This is a genomic window from Nocardioides sp. NBC_00163, from assembly GCF_045206295.1.
In the GTDB taxonomy this organism is placed as follows: domain Bacteria; phylum Actinomycetota; class Actinomycetes; order Propionibacteriales; family Nocardioidaceae; genus Nocardioides.
On sequence record NZ_CP108155.1, the window covers coordinates 771,799 to 785,401 of the forward strand.

The 13,603-nt window shown below is 69.8% G+C and carries 12 protein-coding genes; 5 read left to right on the plus strand and 7 right to left on the minus strand.

Features of this window, described 5'->3' with window-relative positions; genetic code table 11:
- Positions 1 to 17: 17 nt before the first annotated feature.
- Positions 18 to 653: a TetR/AcrR family transcriptional regulator gene (locus OG801_RS03765; protein ID WP_406033746.1), complete on the minus strand. Its 636-nt coding sequence runs from the start codon at positions 651 to 653 to the stop codon at positions 18 to 20.
- On the minus strand, positions 653 to 1,507 hold the full coding sequence (locus OG801_RS03770) for an esterase/lipase family protein (protein WP_406033748.1): 855 nt from the start codon (positions 1,505 to 1,507) through the stop codon (positions 653 to 655). The genes OG801_RS03765 and OG801_RS03770 overlap by 1 nt, the downstream gene beginning before the upstream one ends.
- A gap of 120 nt (positions 1,508 to 1,627) precedes the next feature.
- On the opposite strand from OG801_RS03770, the gene OG801_RS03775 reads away from it, so the two are divergent.
- Complete coding sequence (locus OG801_RS03775; RefSeq protein WP_355019833.1) at positions 1,628 to 2,350, plus strand: succinate dehydrogenase cytochrome b subunit; 723 nt, start codon at positions 1,628 to 1,630, stop codon at positions 2,348 to 2,350.
- Here the strand turns inward: OG801_RS03775 and OG801_RS03780 are convergent.
- The 4 genes from OG801_RS03780 to OG801_RS03795 are packed head-to-tail and all read right to left on the minus strand — an operon-like array spanning position 2,337 to position 8,001.
- Positions 2,337 to 3,809: a sodium:solute symporter gene (locus OG801_RS03780; RefSeq protein ID WP_355019832.1), complete on the minus strand. Its 1,473-nt coding sequence runs from the start codon at positions 3,807 to 3,809 to the stop codon at positions 2,337 to 2,339. The genes OG801_RS03775 and OG801_RS03780 overlap by 14 nt on opposite strands.
- Before the next feature lie 11 nt (positions 3,810 to 3,820).
- Entirely contained in the window at positions 3,821 to 5,443 is a 1,623-nt protein-coding gene (locus OG801_RS03785; RefSeq protein WP_406033751.1) for a thiamine pyrophosphate-binding protein, read from the minus strand.
- Positions 5,443 to 6,390: an agmatinase gene (gene speB, locus OG801_RS03790; RefSeq protein ID WP_355019830.1), complete on the minus strand. Its 948-nt coding sequence runs from the start codon at positions 6,388 to 6,390 to the stop codon at positions 5,443 to 5,445. The genes OG801_RS03785 and speB overlap by 1 nt, the downstream gene beginning before the upstream one ends.
- A gap of 39 nt (positions 6,391 to 6,429) precedes the next feature.
- Positions 6,430 to 8,001 carry a purine-cytosine permease family protein gene (locus OG801_RS03795; RefSeq protein ID WP_406033754.1) on the minus strand — a complete coding sequence of 524 codons (1,572 nt, stop codon included), beginning with the start codon at positions 7,999 to 8,001 and terminating at the stop codon, positions 6,430 to 6,432.
- A 203-nt stretch (positions 8,002 to 8,204) separates the two neighbouring features.
- Here OG801_RS03795 and OG801_RS03800 point away from each other — a divergent pair, with 203 nt between their 5' ends.
- Complete coding sequence (locus OG801_RS03800; protein WP_406033756.1) at positions 8,205 to 9,134, plus strand: Lrp/AsnC family transcriptional regulator; 930 nt, start codon at positions 8,205 to 8,207, stop codon at positions 9,132 to 9,134.
- A gap of 9 nt (positions 9,135 to 9,143) precedes the next feature.
- Here OG801_RS03800 and OG801_RS03805 read toward each other — a convergent pair whose 3' ends face one another.
- Positions 9,144 to 10,022, minus strand: coding sequence for a MurR/RpiR family transcriptional regulator (locus OG801_RS03805; protein WP_406033758.1), 879 nt, complete (start codon positions 10,020 to 10,022; stop codon positions 9,144 to 9,146).
- 152 nt (positions 10,023 to 10,174) lie between these two features.
- Here OG801_RS03805 and OG801_RS03810 point away from each other — a divergent pair, with 152 nt between their 5' ends.
- The 3 genes from OG801_RS03810 to OG801_RS03820 all read left to right on the plus strand — a co-directional run bounded on the left by OG801_RS03810 (position 10,175) and on the right by OG801_RS03820 (position 13,601).
- On the plus strand, positions 10,175 to 11,725 hold the full coding sequence (locus OG801_RS03810; RefSeq protein WP_406033759.1) for an ABC transporter substrate-binding protein: 1,551 nt from the start codon (positions 10,175 to 10,177) through the stop codon (positions 11,723 to 11,725).
- 77 nt (positions 11,726 to 11,802) lie between these two features.
- On the plus strand, positions 11,803 to 12,720 hold the full coding sequence (locus OG801_RS03815) for an ABC transporter permease (protein WP_406033761.1): 918 nt from the start codon (positions 11,803 to 11,805) through the stop codon (positions 12,718 to 12,720).
- Positions 12,717 to 13,601, plus strand: a complete 885-nt coding sequence (locus OG801_RS03820; RefSeq protein WP_406033763.1) for an ABC transporter permease — start codon at positions 12,717 to 12,719, stop codon at positions 13,599 to 13,601. The genes OG801_RS03815 and OG801_RS03820 overlap by 4 nt, the downstream gene beginning before the upstream one ends.
- The last annotated feature ends 2 nt before the right edge of the window (positions 13,602 to 13,603 follow it).

The window sequence follows — 13,603 nt, forward strand, 5'->3', positions numbered from 1 at the left end:
GAGATAGACGGGCGAACCTAGCGCGGCGGGTCGGCGGTCAGCAGGACGAGCGCGAGATCGGCCAGCTGGGTCTCCAGCGCCTCGCGGCTCGAGCGCGGCTGATGCAGCGCCCAGTCGTAGACGATGGCGGTCACCGCACCCACGAGAGACAGCGCGGCGAAGCGCCAGTCACGATCGAGGATCTCGCCCCGGCCCACGGAGGCGGTGCACTCGGTGCCCACGATGTCGACCAGGGTCTCGCGGTAGTCGAGCCGGAGCTTCTCGATGCGTGGGCTCGCGCCCATGATCTCCACGAACGCGATCCGGGCGACGCGGGGGTCCTTGAGCATCGGGTCGAGATAGGCCAGCACCGCTGCCGGCACCCGCTCGAAGATCGGCTCACCGGCAGTCGCCGCCAACGATGCCGCCACTCGGGCGTAGGAGTCGGCGGTGATCCGGTCGTAGAGGTCGACGAAGAGATCCTCCTTGCCGGGATAGATCTCGTAGAAGTGTCGCGTCGACACCTTCGACGCGGCACAGACACCCGGGATCGTGGTCGCCGCGTAACCCTGCGTGCCGATGATCTCCTTGGCGGTCTCCAGCAGCCGCTGGCGTCGCTGGGCGTCACGCTCCTCGCGGGTCAGCCCGCCGTACGAACGGCCCTCCTGCGCCATCAGCCGGGCGATCCGACCGAGCAGACGAAGGGAGCGGCGCCGGCCGGGTCGAGCGCGTTCTTCACCAGGTGCCAGACGTTGGTGTCGTAGGCTTCGCCGATGTGGCCGACCGGGTCGTACGGGCAGACGTCCTGCACGTAGGTGTTGGTGACGCCCGGCTCGCGCACGAACGCGGTCTCGGTGGGCGTGACCAGCTCGTCGTACCTCGACTGGATGATCGTGTACGTCACGCCGGGCTGCGCGATCGGGCCGCTCGTCAGGGTGCGTACGGCGCTGCCGTCGGTGACCAGCTGGGTGCAGGCGACGCAGCCGAAGGTCGTCAGGACCCGTCCGACCAGCTCCTCGGCGCCCAGTGCCATGCCGAGCCGGTAGAGACCGGCGAACGTGGTGCCGTGGGTCGGCGGCGCGATGGCGACGACCTTGTCGATCCGATCGGAGATGCCCTGCGTCTTGGTGACGTAGAGGGTCTGGAACCCTCCCTCGGAGTGGCCGACCAGATCGGCCTTCGCGGCGCCGGTCTGCGCCAGCACCTCCTGGACGAAGGCCCTGATCTGAGCAGCCGACCTGGCGATGTCCCCGACGCCTCCGACGAACGGGCCGTACGCACCGGTGCCGTAGGTCAGGCTGTAGGTGCAGTAACCCTGCGCTGCCACGTCGGCCTGGAGGAAGTTGAGGTCCTCGTCCTTGTTGGCTCCCAGGCCGTGCAGGAAGACGACCGGGTTGGGGTGGTCGGCCGATGGCCGGCACGCGGCGTCGTTGACGCCTCCCGCCGCCTGCGCCGGTGGGGCGATCAGCAGGGTCGATGCCGCGAGCAGCACCACGACGGCACGGATGACAGCAGAACGCTTGACCATGACAGACCACTTCTCTCCAGGCGAATTCTCTCCAGGCGAACCGGACAACGCCGACCCTAAGACGACCCAGCGAATTTGACAATGCTCATTTTCAGATGGTTCGGCGATCAGGTGTCACAGATGGCCACCCTGCCCGGTCAACTGGGTGTGCACACCTCGATATCGCGACGCCGGGCTTGGTCGTCGACCATCACGCTGAAGCTCGTCATGGCCATCAGCGGCCTGCTGTTCATCGCGTTCGTGCTCGGTCACGTCTACGGCAACCTGAAGGCGTTCAGCGGCCACGATGCCTACAACGAGTACGCCGAGCACCTGCGCACGCTGGGCGAGCCGATCTTCCCCCGCTCCGGACTGCTCTGGATCATGCGCGTCGGGCTGATCGGCGCGCTGGTGGCGCATGTCTCCAGCGCGATCGTCCTCGCCCGCCGCGCCCGCCGTGCGGCGGGCCGCTACGCCGCCCGGCCGCCGCGGCGCGCCTCGTCGCTCGCCTCCCGCACGATGCTCACCGGTGGCCTGGTGATCTTCCTCTTCCTCGGATGGCACCTGGTCAACTTCACGATCGGCAAGGTCAACGTACGCGGAGGCCCGACGAACGACCCGTTCAACCTGGTGGTCGACACGTTCAGCGTCTGGTGGTCCACCGCCCTCTACCTCGCCGCGATGCTCGTCCTCGGGATGCACCTGTGGCACGGCACCTGGAGTTCCCTGCAGACCCTCGGCTGGACGCTGACCGCCAAGCGGCGTCAGGCAGCGAAGGCGGCCGCCATGGCCGTCGCCGTCCTCGTCGCCGGCGGCTTCTCGCTCTCCCCCATCGCCATCCAGCTCGGCCTCATCGGGACGTGAACGTGGCTCGGTCCGAGGTCTCTCGACCTGCGAGCCGATCGGTCCACTCCCGCATCACCGCGGGGTCGGTCGGGCGGGTGAGCAGGCTGACCACGACGTACGCCACGGCGCTGACCGCGAGGCCCGCGTAGACCGGCTCGTTGGCGAGGACGTCGCCGACGATCGCCATCGTCGCCAGGGTCGCGGCGGTGCCGGCGGCCATCGCCGCCACCGCGGCCGCGCCCGTCGCTCGGCGCCAGAGGAAGCCGCCGAGGATCGGGATGAGGAGGCCACCGACGAGGATGTCGTAGGCGATCGTCAGCGCTGAGACGACGTCGCTGAGGAGGGAGGCGATGACAACGACGACGATGCCGATCGCGACGACGTAGATCCGGTTGGCCAGCACGTCGTGCTCGGGGTTCTCCGCCTCGTCCTGGACGCGCGCGGGGGTGCGTCCGATCAGCCGGGCGAGGAGCGGCTGCACGTCGGTGCGGGCCACAGTCGCCGTCGCGATCAGGGCGCCCGAGGCGGTCGACATCATCGCGGCCACCGCCGCGGCGAGCACCAGGCCGGTGACGCCGACCGGGAGGATCGACTCGGCGATCGTGGCGTAGACGTCGTTGCGGTCCTCGACCGTGACGAACGTGGAGGCCGCGGTGCCGATCAGCGCGCCGGCCACCCCGTAGAGCAGGCAGTAGACACCGGCCGCGGTGCCGCCCCAGCGCGCGACCTGCGGCGAGCGGGCGGTGAAGACCCGCTGCCAGATGTCCTGCCCGATCAGCATCCCGAAGGTGTAGACGACGATGTAGGTGATCACGGTGCCGGTGCCGATCGCGCCGAGCTCGAACGCGGAGTCCGCCGCCCGAGCCTTGATCCCGTCGAGACCGCCGGCGTGGTTCCAGGTGAAGGGCAGCAGCAGTACGAAGATGCCGACGGTCTGCAGGACGAACTGCACCATGTCCGTCAGGGTGATCGACCACATCCCGCCGATCGTGGAGTAGATAACCACGATGACGCCGCCGATCAGCACGGAGACGACCCGGTCGGTCCCGAACAGGACGTTGAACACGGTCGCATACGCCATCGTGGAGGTGACCGCCAGCATCAGCGTGTACGCCACCATGACCACGCCCGAGGCAGCGGTCGCGCCGACCCCGTAGCGCAGTGCCAGCATCTGGGCCACGGTGAAGATCCGTAGCCGCTGGATCTTCCCGGCGAAGAACAGACTGAGCGCCAGGACACCGAGGGCGATCGCCGCCACCAGCCACGCCCCGGAGAGACCGTACTCATAGCCGAGCGCGACCCCGCCGACGGTCGAGGCTCCGCCGAGGACGAGCGCGGACAGGGTGCCGGTGTAGAGCACCGGTCCGAGCCGGCGGCCGGCGACGAGGAAGTCGGAGCTGTCCTTGGTCCGGGACTTGCCCCACCAGCCGAAGGCGACCATGGCGGCGAGGTAGATGACGATGATGGCGAGATCCATGAGAGGTCCGATCAGCTGGGGGCGAACATGCGGAGGATGGTCGGAAGAACCACGACAGCGGGGCCGCTGGTGGCGAAGGTGGCGGCGACGATCTCGCCGACGGTCTCGGGGGTCGCGGCGTGGACGGGGATGCCGAACGCCTCGGCCAGCAGGACGAAGTCGGGACGGGCGAGCTCGGTGGCGGTGGCGGCACCGAAGGCTCCGGTCATGTACTCGCGCAGGATCCCGTAGCCGCCGTCGTCGATGATCAGCCAGGTGACGTCGGCGTCGTGCTGGCGGGCGGTGGCGAGCTCGGCGATGGAGTACATCGCGCCGCCGTCGCCGGTGACCGCGAACGTACGCCGTCCGGTCCCGACCGCTGCGCCTATCGCCGAGGGAAAGGCCGGACCGAGGCCGCCGGACGCCTGCGCGGTGTGGAAGCCGCCGGAGCGTGAGTCCCAGGCCGACCAGGCCCAGTACGCCGCGATGGTCATGTCCCAGAAGGTGTCGGTGTCGTCGGGCACGGCCGCACGCAGGTCGGCGAGCAGCCGCTGCTCGGCGGCGAGGTCCTGGTCGTCGAGCCGGGCCTGAACCCGGGTGCGGAGATCCTGCGCGACTTGCGCACCGGATCGCCTCGAGCCCGGGCCGGCACCGGCACCCGGAAGCGCCGCGGCCAGGTCGGTCAGGGCCGCAGCGGCGTCGGCGTGGACGCCGAGCACGTCGTGGTTGGAGCCGAGCACGCGGGCTTCGGCGTCCACCTGGATCACCCGGCCACGAGGGACGAAGGTGCCGTAGTTGCTGGTCACCTCGCCGAACGAGGTGCCGATCGCGAGCAGGACATCCGCGTCGTCGAGCAGGTCGGTGGTGAACCGGTCCTCGATCCACGCGCCCGCGCTCAGCGGGTGCGTGAGCGGGATCGAGCCGTTGCCGCCGGCGGTCGAGACCACCGGCGCATCGAGAAGCTCGGCGATGGCGACCAGCGCCTGCGGGGCTCCGGCGGAGCGGCGTACGCCTCCCCCGGCGAGGATCACCGGGCGCTGGGCCGCAGCCAGCAGCCGAGCGGCCTCCGCGGCGGCCTCCGGCCGAGGCCGGCGCGGCGCGGGCACCGCTGCGGTCAGACCGGTGACAGGCGGCACCGTGACGTCCTCGAGGAGGACGTCCTGCGGGATCTCGACCCACACCGGCCCTGCCGGCGTCTCCTGGGCGGTGGCCCACGCATCGGCGAGCACGCCGGGGATGGCGGCAGCGTCCCGGACGACGGCGGTGGTCTTGGTGACGTTGCGGGCGCTGGTCTGCTGGTCGTCGAGCTGGTGCAGGTAGCCCTTCCGGGCACCGCCGAGCCCGTCGCGCGGGATCTGGCTGGTGATCATCAGGATCGGGACGCACGCGGCGTACGCCTCCTGGAGGGCGCCCAGCGCGGTGAGCGCCCCGGGTCCGGTGGAGCAGAACACCACGCCGACCTGGCCGGTCGTACGGGCGTATCCGTCGGCGGCGAAGACCGAGTTGTTCTCGACCCGGGAGGAGACGAAGGACAGGTCGCTGCGGCGGATGGCATCGAAGAGACCCAGCGCGTGCTGGCCCGGGATCCCGAACACGTACGTCGCACCGAGAGCGGTCAGGCTCTCGACGGTGACGTCGCCGCCGTTGCGCCCCATCACACTCCACCCAGATGGCGCATCGCGAGCAGCGAGACCAGGTCGTAGGCCACGTGAGAGGCCGCGACTCCGGTCAGCTCGGCATGGTCGTACGCCGGCGCGACCTCGACCACGTCGGCGCCGATCAGGTTCAGGCCGACGAAGCCGCGCAGGATCTCGAGCAGCTCGCGGGAGGTGAGCCCGCCGGCCTCGGGGGTGCCGGTGCCGGGGGCGTGCGCCGGGTCGAGGACGTCGATGTCGACCGAGACGTAGACGGGCCGGTTGCCGACCCGCTGCTTGATCTTCTCGACGACCTCGTCGACGCCCTGCCGGAAGACGTCGGAGGAGGTGACGATCCCGAAGCCGAAGCGACGGTCGTCCTCGAGGTCCTTCTTGCCGTAGAGCGGGCCGCGGGTGCCGACGTGGCACAGCGCCTCGGTGTCGAGGATGCCCTCCTCCACGGCCCGCCGGAACGGGGTGCCGTGGGTGTACTCGGCACCGAAGTAGGTGTCCCAGGTGTCCAGATGGGCATCGAAGTGCACCAGCGCGACGGGGCCGTGCCGCTCGGCGGCGGCCCGCAGCAGCGGTAGGGCGATGGTGTGGTCGCCGCCGATCGTCACCAGCCGGGTGCCGCCGGCCGTGAGCTCGAGCGCGGAGGCCTGCACGGTGTCGAGCGCCTCCTCGATGTGGAACGGGTTGGCCGCGATGTCGCCCGCGTCGACCACCTGGGCCGAGGCGAACGGCGAGACGTCCAGCGCCGGGTTGTAGGGACGCAGCAGTCGCGACGACTCCCGTACGTGCGCCGGGCCGAAGCGGGCGCCCGGACGGTAGGAGACGCCGGTGTCGAACGGCACTCCGACGACCGCGATGTCGGCGTGCTCCACCTGGTCGAGGCGGGGCAGCCGCGCGAACGTCGCGAAGCCGGCGTAGCGGGGGTTCTTGGAGGCGTCGACGGGCCCGATGGGCATGGGTGGTTCTCCTTGCATGGTGCGGTGTGGCGGGGTGGATCAGCCGACGACGGTGGCAGCGGGCACGGGCCCGTCGACCGAGGTGACCGGGGTGTTCGCAGCCGGTGCGGTCGGCACCAGCCGGGCTCCTTCGGGACCGTAGGCGTCGCGCGGTTCAGGGAAGGCGAAGAGCAGGCCGAGGTAGAGGAGCGCGCCGAGCCCCATGCCGAGCGGGATGGAGATGTCGACCCCGCCGGGGATCAGCGGTGCGGCCGGACCGACGAACTGGCCGGGCAGGTTCACGAAGGTGAGCGCGACGGCGGCTGCGATCAGCCAGGCGGCGAGGCCGCGCCAGTTCCAGCCGTGGGCGAACCAGTAGCGGCCCCCGCGCTGGCGGCGGTTGAAGACCTGCAGGGAGTCGGAGTCGTACCAGCCGCGCCGGACGTACCAGCCGATCATCATCACCATCATCCAGGGCACTGTGCAGCTGACGATGAGGACGGCGAAGGCGGAGATGCTGGAGACCACGTCGAAGACGAACCGGCCGATGAAGATCACCCCGATCGCGAAGACGCCGATCAGCACCGTCGACTGGACGCGGCTGAAGCGCGGGAAGACGCTGGAGAAGTCCAGCCCGGTGCCGTAGAGCGCGGTGGTGCCGGTCGACATGCCACCGATCAGAGCGATCAGGGCGACCGGGACGAAGTACCAGCCCGGCGCGATCGCGAGCAGGCCGGAGGCGTACGCGCCAGATGCGAAGATCTCGGGCTCGCGGGTGGCGATGATCGTCATGGTGACCAGCCCGAAGCAGAACGGTACGAGGGTGGCGATCTGCGCCAGGAACGCGGCGGCCATCGAGGAGCGTCCGGAGGTCTCGCGCGGGATGTAGCGGGCCCAGTCCCCCAGGAAGGCGCCGAAGCTGACCGGGTTGGACATCACGATCAGCGCCGAGCCGACGAAGGCCGCCCAGAAGCCGGGCTCGCCGAACGCCTCCGAACCGGAGCCGAACGCACCGGCGTAGCCGGGGTCGAAGTCGCCGGCGAAGGCGACGATGCCGATCAGGAAGAGCAGGGTCGCGGCGATCACGGCGATCTTGTTGACCAGCAGCATGAACCGGAAGCCGTAGATGCACACGACCAGGACGAGCACGGCGAAGAGGCCGTACGCCAGCGCCAGGGTCAGGTCGTTCTCCGGCAGCCCGACCGCGCGGTTGGCGCCGCCGACGAGCACGTCGCCCGAGCTCCACACCGAGATCGAGAAGAACGCGAGAGCGGTGAGCAGGGAGAGGAACGAGCCGACGATCCGGCCGTGCACGCCGAGGTGGGCCGAGGAGCTGACCGAGTTGCTGGTGCCGTTGCGCGGGCCGAACAGCGCCATCGGGGCGAGAACGACCGCGCCGAGCAACAGCCCGAGCAGCGTGGCCATCAGGCCGTGCGCGAAGGAGAGCCCGAAGAGGATCGGGAAGCTGCCGAGCACCACGGTGGCGATCGTGTTGGCGCCGCCGAAGGTGAGTCGGAACAGGTCGAGCGGGCGGGCGCTGCGCTCGGGGTCGGGGATCGGCTCGACGCCGTGCTGCTCGACCTCGGTGACCTTGGGCGGCGGCTGGTGCGGCGTGCTGGTGATCGGGTCCATGGGCACCGGGTCTCCTGGGATGCGGGTCGAGGGGGCCGAGATCTGCGTCACTGTAAGAGCACCGGGAACGCCCCCGCAATCGTTTCGTTCTTAACCTGGCTGTAATAGCTGTTGATATGCCGGTCAGATCTAGCGGATCCGTCATAATGGCATCCGATCCACGTCCCAGAGGATCGATCTGACCTTGGAGACGCTCTCAAAAAATGTCGAACGAAATCACGCCCGGCGTCCTCGACGGCACCGATGAGGCGATCCTCGTCCTGCTCGAGGAGGACGGTCGCCTCACCCACCGCGAGATCGCCGCCCAGGTCGGCCTCTCCCGATCAGCCGCGGCCACCCGGGTCCAGCGGCTGCTGACCGAGGGGCACATCGACGTACGCGGCGTCGTCCACCCGGCGGTCCTCGGGCATGACGTGCTCGCCCACGTCTCGGTCACCGTGGACGGCTCCGCGACCCAGGTCGCGCAGGCCGCCGCGGCGCGCGAGGACACCACCCTGGTCTCGATGACCAGCGGTCAGCATGCCCTGGTCCTGGAGCTGCGGGCGACCGACATCGGCCGCATCGACGATGCCCTCGCCGAGGTGCGCGCCATCGACGGCATCGTCACCACCGAGACCCTGCTCTACACCGAGGTCATCCGCGACGTGGCCGCCCCGGTCGGGCCCGCACCCGCAGCCGGGTCGCTCGACGAGACCGACTACGCCCTGCTGCGCGCGCTGCAGACCAACGGCCGCGCCTCCTACGTCGACCTGGCCGCGAGCGTCGGCCTCTCCCCCGCCGGCACCCGCCGGCGGGTGGTCCGGCTGCTCGACGGCAACGTCGTCCGGGTCGGCGCCGTCGTCCGTCACTCGGGTCAGGAGCGGCGTACGGCGACCGGGATCGGCCTCCGTCTCGACGGCGCCGCCCACCGCCCGATCGCCGAGCAGCTCGCCCGGCTCCCCTCGGTCACCTTCGTGGCCCGCACCCTGGGTCGCTACGACGCGCTGCTCACGGTCCACACCGCCACCTCCGGCGACCTCGTCGGGGTCCTCGACCACATCCGCGAGCTCGACGGCGTCCGCGAGGTCCAGACCTGGAGCCATCTCCGCTTCGTCAAGGAGACGTACGCCTCCCTGCACCTGGGCGGTGCCTGATACGGAGGCTCAGCCTCTGGGTGGGTGGATGCGCCGGACGGAAACCGCGTCCAGCGTCGCCGCGAGCGCGGCGGTGACATCGTCCGGATTCTCGCGCGCGACGCCGAGGAAGATCGCGTCGACGATCACGAGCTGGGCCATCCGGCTGGACATCGCGCCGTAGCGGAACCGGGTCTCACGGGAGACGGTGGCGAGCGTGGCGTCGGCGAGCTCGGCCAAAGGGGAGTCGGGGAAGTTGGTGACGGCGACGGTGAAGGCGCCCCGGCCGGCGGCGGCGTGCAGCGCGGAGATCGCCTCCTCGGTCTCCCCGGAGTGGGAGAACGCGATGGCCACGGCATCGGCCGGGAGCACCGCGGCGCTGGTGAGGGCGAGGTGGGCGTCGGCCCAGGCGTTGACCTGGTAGCCGATACGACGCAGTTTCTGCTGGAGGTCCTGCGCGGCCAGGCCGCTGGATGCCGATCCGTAGGCGTCCACGACCGAGGCGGTCGTGATCGCCGCCACGACCCGGTCGAGCTCGTCGATGTCGAGTCTGTCGGCGGTCTCCTCGATGGCTCGCGCCTCCTGATAGGCGAGCTTGCGTACGACGTCCCGACTCGTGTCAGCCGGGTCGATGTCCCCTTCGGAGACGCCGAACTCGATCCGGCGGCCGGCCTCGTTCGCGCCCGCCCGGGCCAGTGCCAGCCGGAACGCCGAATATCCGTTGAACCCCAGGCTGCGACACAGCCTGGTGACGGTGGCTGTCGAGGATTCGTGCCGACTGGCGAGCTCGGTGATGGTCAGCGCGGCGATCGCGCCCGGATCCGCCAGGGCCGCCTCTGCAAGGCGGCGCTCGCTCGGCCGTAGCCCGGGCAGGGCCTGCCGCAGGCGCACCAGGATGTCTTCGCTCATCGTCTCCTCGTTCGGCTCGACCACAACAAGTTGTCAATAATTGACCTATGACGGGTCGCAGCGGAAACATTTTGTCATAGGGTCGTGAGATCCGCGGGCGCACGCCACTGAAGGTGAGAGCCCGACCTCGTGGCCCCACCCTAGGAGGATCCGTGAGCACGCAGCGACGACACGGACAACGCACCCACGCAACGGTCGCCACCGCCCTCGCGGCCAGCCTGCTCGCAGCCGGCCTCGCCGGCTGCGGCAGCGGCGGCGAAGAGACCGCTGATGCCAACGGCACCCTCGTCTTCGGGATCTCTGCCGACCCAGCGCAGATGGTCCCCTGGACCGCGACCTCGACCCAGTCGATCCAGGTCCTGTCGCAGATCTACAGCCCCCTGCTCAACACCGACGCGGATGGCGTCCCGGAGGCCGGGCTCGCGGAGCTGCCGGAGATCTCGGAGGACGGGAAGACCTACACGTTCACCATCCAGGACGGCGTCACCTTCGGGGACGGGTCCGCCCTCGACTCCGCCGATGTGAAGTACACCTACGAGAAGATCATCGATCCCGCCTCGAGCGCGAGCTCGGCGTCGTACTTCGCTTCTGTGGCCGGCATCGAGGCGCCTGACCCGCAGACCGTCGTGGTGACCCTGAAGCAGCCCGACGCCTCCTTCGTCTCCGGACTCACCGGGGTGAACACCGCGATCGTTCCGTCCGACGTGGACCAGAAGAGCCTGGAGTCCAAGCCGGTCGGTTCGGGGCCCTACCAGTTCAAGAGCCGCACCCCGAACGAGTCGATCACGCTCTCGCGCAACGCCGACTACTTCGCGGGCGAACCCGGCGCGGCGACGGTCGAGTTCCGCGTCATCCCCGACGAGCAGTCGATGGTTTCCTCGCTGAAGACCGGCTCGGTGGACGTGGCGATCTTCGACAACCCGGTGACCGCCAAGACGGCGACCTCGGCCGAGACCACGAGCATGACGGTCGACTCGCTGTCGTACCACGTGCTGCAGCTGCGGGCGACCTCACCGACGCTGTCGGACCCCAACGCCCGGCTCGCGATCCAGTGCGCCATCTCCCGCCAGGACGTGATCGACTCAGCGGCTCTGGGATCGGGTAAGCCGAGCGGACCGATCACCTCGCCGGAGTACCGCTCCGACCCGGAGGCGCAACCGTGCCCCGAGCAGGACCTCGACAAGGCGAAGGACTACCTGGCCAAGGCGGGCAAGCCGAACGGGTTCACGCTGAACCTGATGACCTCCCAGGGTCTCTACTCCACCGCGGTGGACGAGGCGCAGAACCTCCAGGCACAGCTCGGCAAGGTCGGGATCAAGGTCGAGGTCGAGGCGCTGGACTCCAACGCCTACGTCGAGCGTTGGCTGGCGGCCGACTTCGATGCCGCGATCGCGATGAACGGCGGCAGCTCGGACCCGAACACGATGTACGGCCGCTACTTCACCAAGGCGGGCAGCTTCAACAAGGTCGCCGGCTACAGCACACCGGAGCTCGACAAGCTCTTCGCCGAGGGCATCGCCACTACTGACACCGCTGCCCGCAAGCCGATCTACGCGGAGATCTCCCAGCAGCTGGTCGACCAGGCGGCCTGGGTGTGGCTGTTCACCCCGGAGATGTACGTCGTGACCAACAAGCGCGTCAAGGACCTGGAGGCGCGCACTGACGCCTCGATCGCGACGCTGTGGAAGGCGTCGGTCTCCTGAGCGCCGTATCGAGCCTGACTCACCGGGCCGGCGCTCTCGGGCGCCACCCGGTGGCACGGCGTGCCGGGGAGGCGGCGGTGACGCTCATCGGGGTCTCGATACTCACCTTCGTGCTGCTGCGGGTGGTCCCCGGGGACCAGATCACCGCGGCGTACGGCACGGCTGCAGGTGACCTCTCCCCGGAGCAGCTGCAGGCGCTGGAGGCCTACTACGGCCTCAACGAGCCGCTCCTGTCCCAGTACCTGGGGTGGCTCGGCGGCGTGCTCACCGGCAACCTCGGGGTCTCGGCGACCTCACACCTGAGCGTGCTGTCGATGACCGCCCAGTCCCTGCCGAACACCATCGAGCTGGCCGTGCTCGCCATCGGGATCGGCCTCGTCCTCGGCGTACCGGGCGGGATGCTGGCAGCGAGCCGCCCCGGACGTGCGCGCGACCAGATCAGCCAGCTGACCAGCCTGGTCGCACTGTCGGTGCCGTCGTTCCTGCTCGCCGCCGCGGTGTCGAGCTGGCTGGTGAACACGATCGGCTGGTATCCCAACGGCGAGGGCTACCGCACACTCAGCGAGGACCCGGTCCTCAACCTGCAGCAGATGCTGCTACCTGCGCTCGTCCTCGGGATCAGCATCGCCCCGCCGATCCTTCAGACAACCCGCGCCGCGATCCTCACCGTCCGTTCGGAGGACTTCATCCGGACCGCCCGTGCCAAAGGCGTGCCGGCCCGACGGCTGCAGGTGCGACACATCCTCCGCAACGCGTTGATCCCGGTGGTGACGATGAGCGGCCTGCAGTTCGGCTTCCTCCTCGGCGGGGCCCTGGTGGTCGAGCAGATCTTCGCGATCCCCGGCATCGGGCGCCAGGTGCTGCTCGGCCTCGAGCAGAAGGAGTACGCCGTGGTCCAGTCGACGGTGCTGGTGATCGCGGTGATGTTCGTCCTGGTCAACCTCCTCACCGACGTCATCTACCGGCTGGTCGACCCGAGGGTGCGAGTTCAATGAGCGCGGCAGCAGACATGCACGAGGTGCCTGAGGTCCCCACGACGCGGGCCTCCGGCCGGTGGCGCCAGGCATTTCGTACGCCGGGCGGGATCGTCGGCCTCGTCCTGATGACGATCGTGACGACGCTCGCGGTCTTCGCCGCGGTCGGGGTCGGACCGGATCCGGCCGCCCAGAACGTGCCCGATGCCCTTCAGGCTCCGAGCGGGAGCCACTGGTTCGGCACCGACCAGTTCGGCCGGGACATCTTCGCGCGGGTCTGCTCCGGCCTGGCCAACTCGCTGCGCGTCGCGATCGTCTCGGTGACCGTGGCGGCGCTCGGCGGGGTGCTGCTCGGGATCCTGGCCGGCTACTACCAAGGAATCCTCGACCGGGCGGTCGGCGTGATCACCAACGTGCTGTTCGCCTTCCCCTCGCTCCTGCTCGCTCTCGCCCTGGCCGCCACCCTGCGACGCAGCTGGCTGACGGTGGCGATCGCGATCGCCGTGGTCTATCTCCCGATCTTCGCGCGAGTCGCCCGCGGCCCTGTCCTGACGCTGCGCCACGCCGAGTACGTGCTCGCCGCTACGGCCGTCGGCCGCACTCGGCTCTCCACCCTCTTCGTGCACGTGCTCCCGAACATCCTCGGCATCCTGGTCGTCCAGGTCACCCTGTCGCTGTCGTGGGCGATCCTGACCGAGGCGGCGCTCAGCTTCCTCGGTTTCGGCACGCCTCCCCCGGCGGCTTCGCTCGGCGGCATGATCTATGAGGCGCAGACGCTGACCAGCGTCGCTCCGTGGATGCTCTACGCCCCCGGTGCCGCGTTGATCCTCGCCGTGGTGGGCCTGAACCTGCTCGGCGACGGACTCCGGGCCGCGCTCGACCCACGAGGAGGCCGCAAGTGAAC

Excerpts from the sequence above, each read along its gene's own strand:
- OG801_RS03795 (WP_406033754.1), bottom strand. The coding sequence starts at position 8,001 with ATGGACCCGATCACCAGCACGCCGCACCAGCCGCCGCCCAAGGTCACC.
- OG801_RS03780 (WP_355019832.1), bottom strand. The coding sequence starts at position 3,809 with ATGGATCTCGCCATCATCGTCATCTACCTCGCCGCCATGGTCGCCTTC.
- OG801_RS03785 (WP_406033751.1), bottom strand. The coding sequence starts at position 5,443 with ATGGGGCGCAACGGCGGCGACGTCACCGTCGAGAGCCTGACCGCTCTC.
- OG801_RS03820 (WP_406033763.1), top strand. The coding sequence starts at position 12,717 with ATGAGCGCGGCAGCAGACATGCACGAGGTGCCTGAGGTCCCCACGACG.
- OG801_RS03765 (WP_406033746.1), bottom strand. The coding sequence starts at position 653 with ATGGCGCAGGAGGGCCGTTCGTACGGCGGGCTGACCCGCGAGGAGCGT.
- speB (WP_355019830.1), bottom strand. The coding sequence starts at position 6,390 with ATGCCCATCGGGCCCGTCGACGCCTCCAAGAACCCCCGCTACGCCGGC.
- OG801_RS03805 (WP_406033758.1), bottom strand. The coding sequence starts at position 10,022 with ATGAGCGAAGACATCCTGGTGCGCCTGCGGCAGGCCCTGCCCGGGCTA.
- OG801_RS03770 (WP_406033748.1), bottom strand. The coding sequence starts at position 1,507 with ATGGTCAAGCGTTCTGCTGTCATCCGTGCCGTCGTGGTGCTGCTCGCG.
- OG801_RS03775 (WP_355019833.1), top strand. The coding sequence starts at position 1,628 with ATGGCCACCCTGCCCGGTCAACTGGGTGTGCACACCTCGATATCGCGA.
- OG801_RS03800 (WP_406033756.1), top strand. The coding sequence starts at position 8,205 with ATGTCGAACGAAATCACGCCCGGCGTCCTCGACGGCACCGATGAGGCG.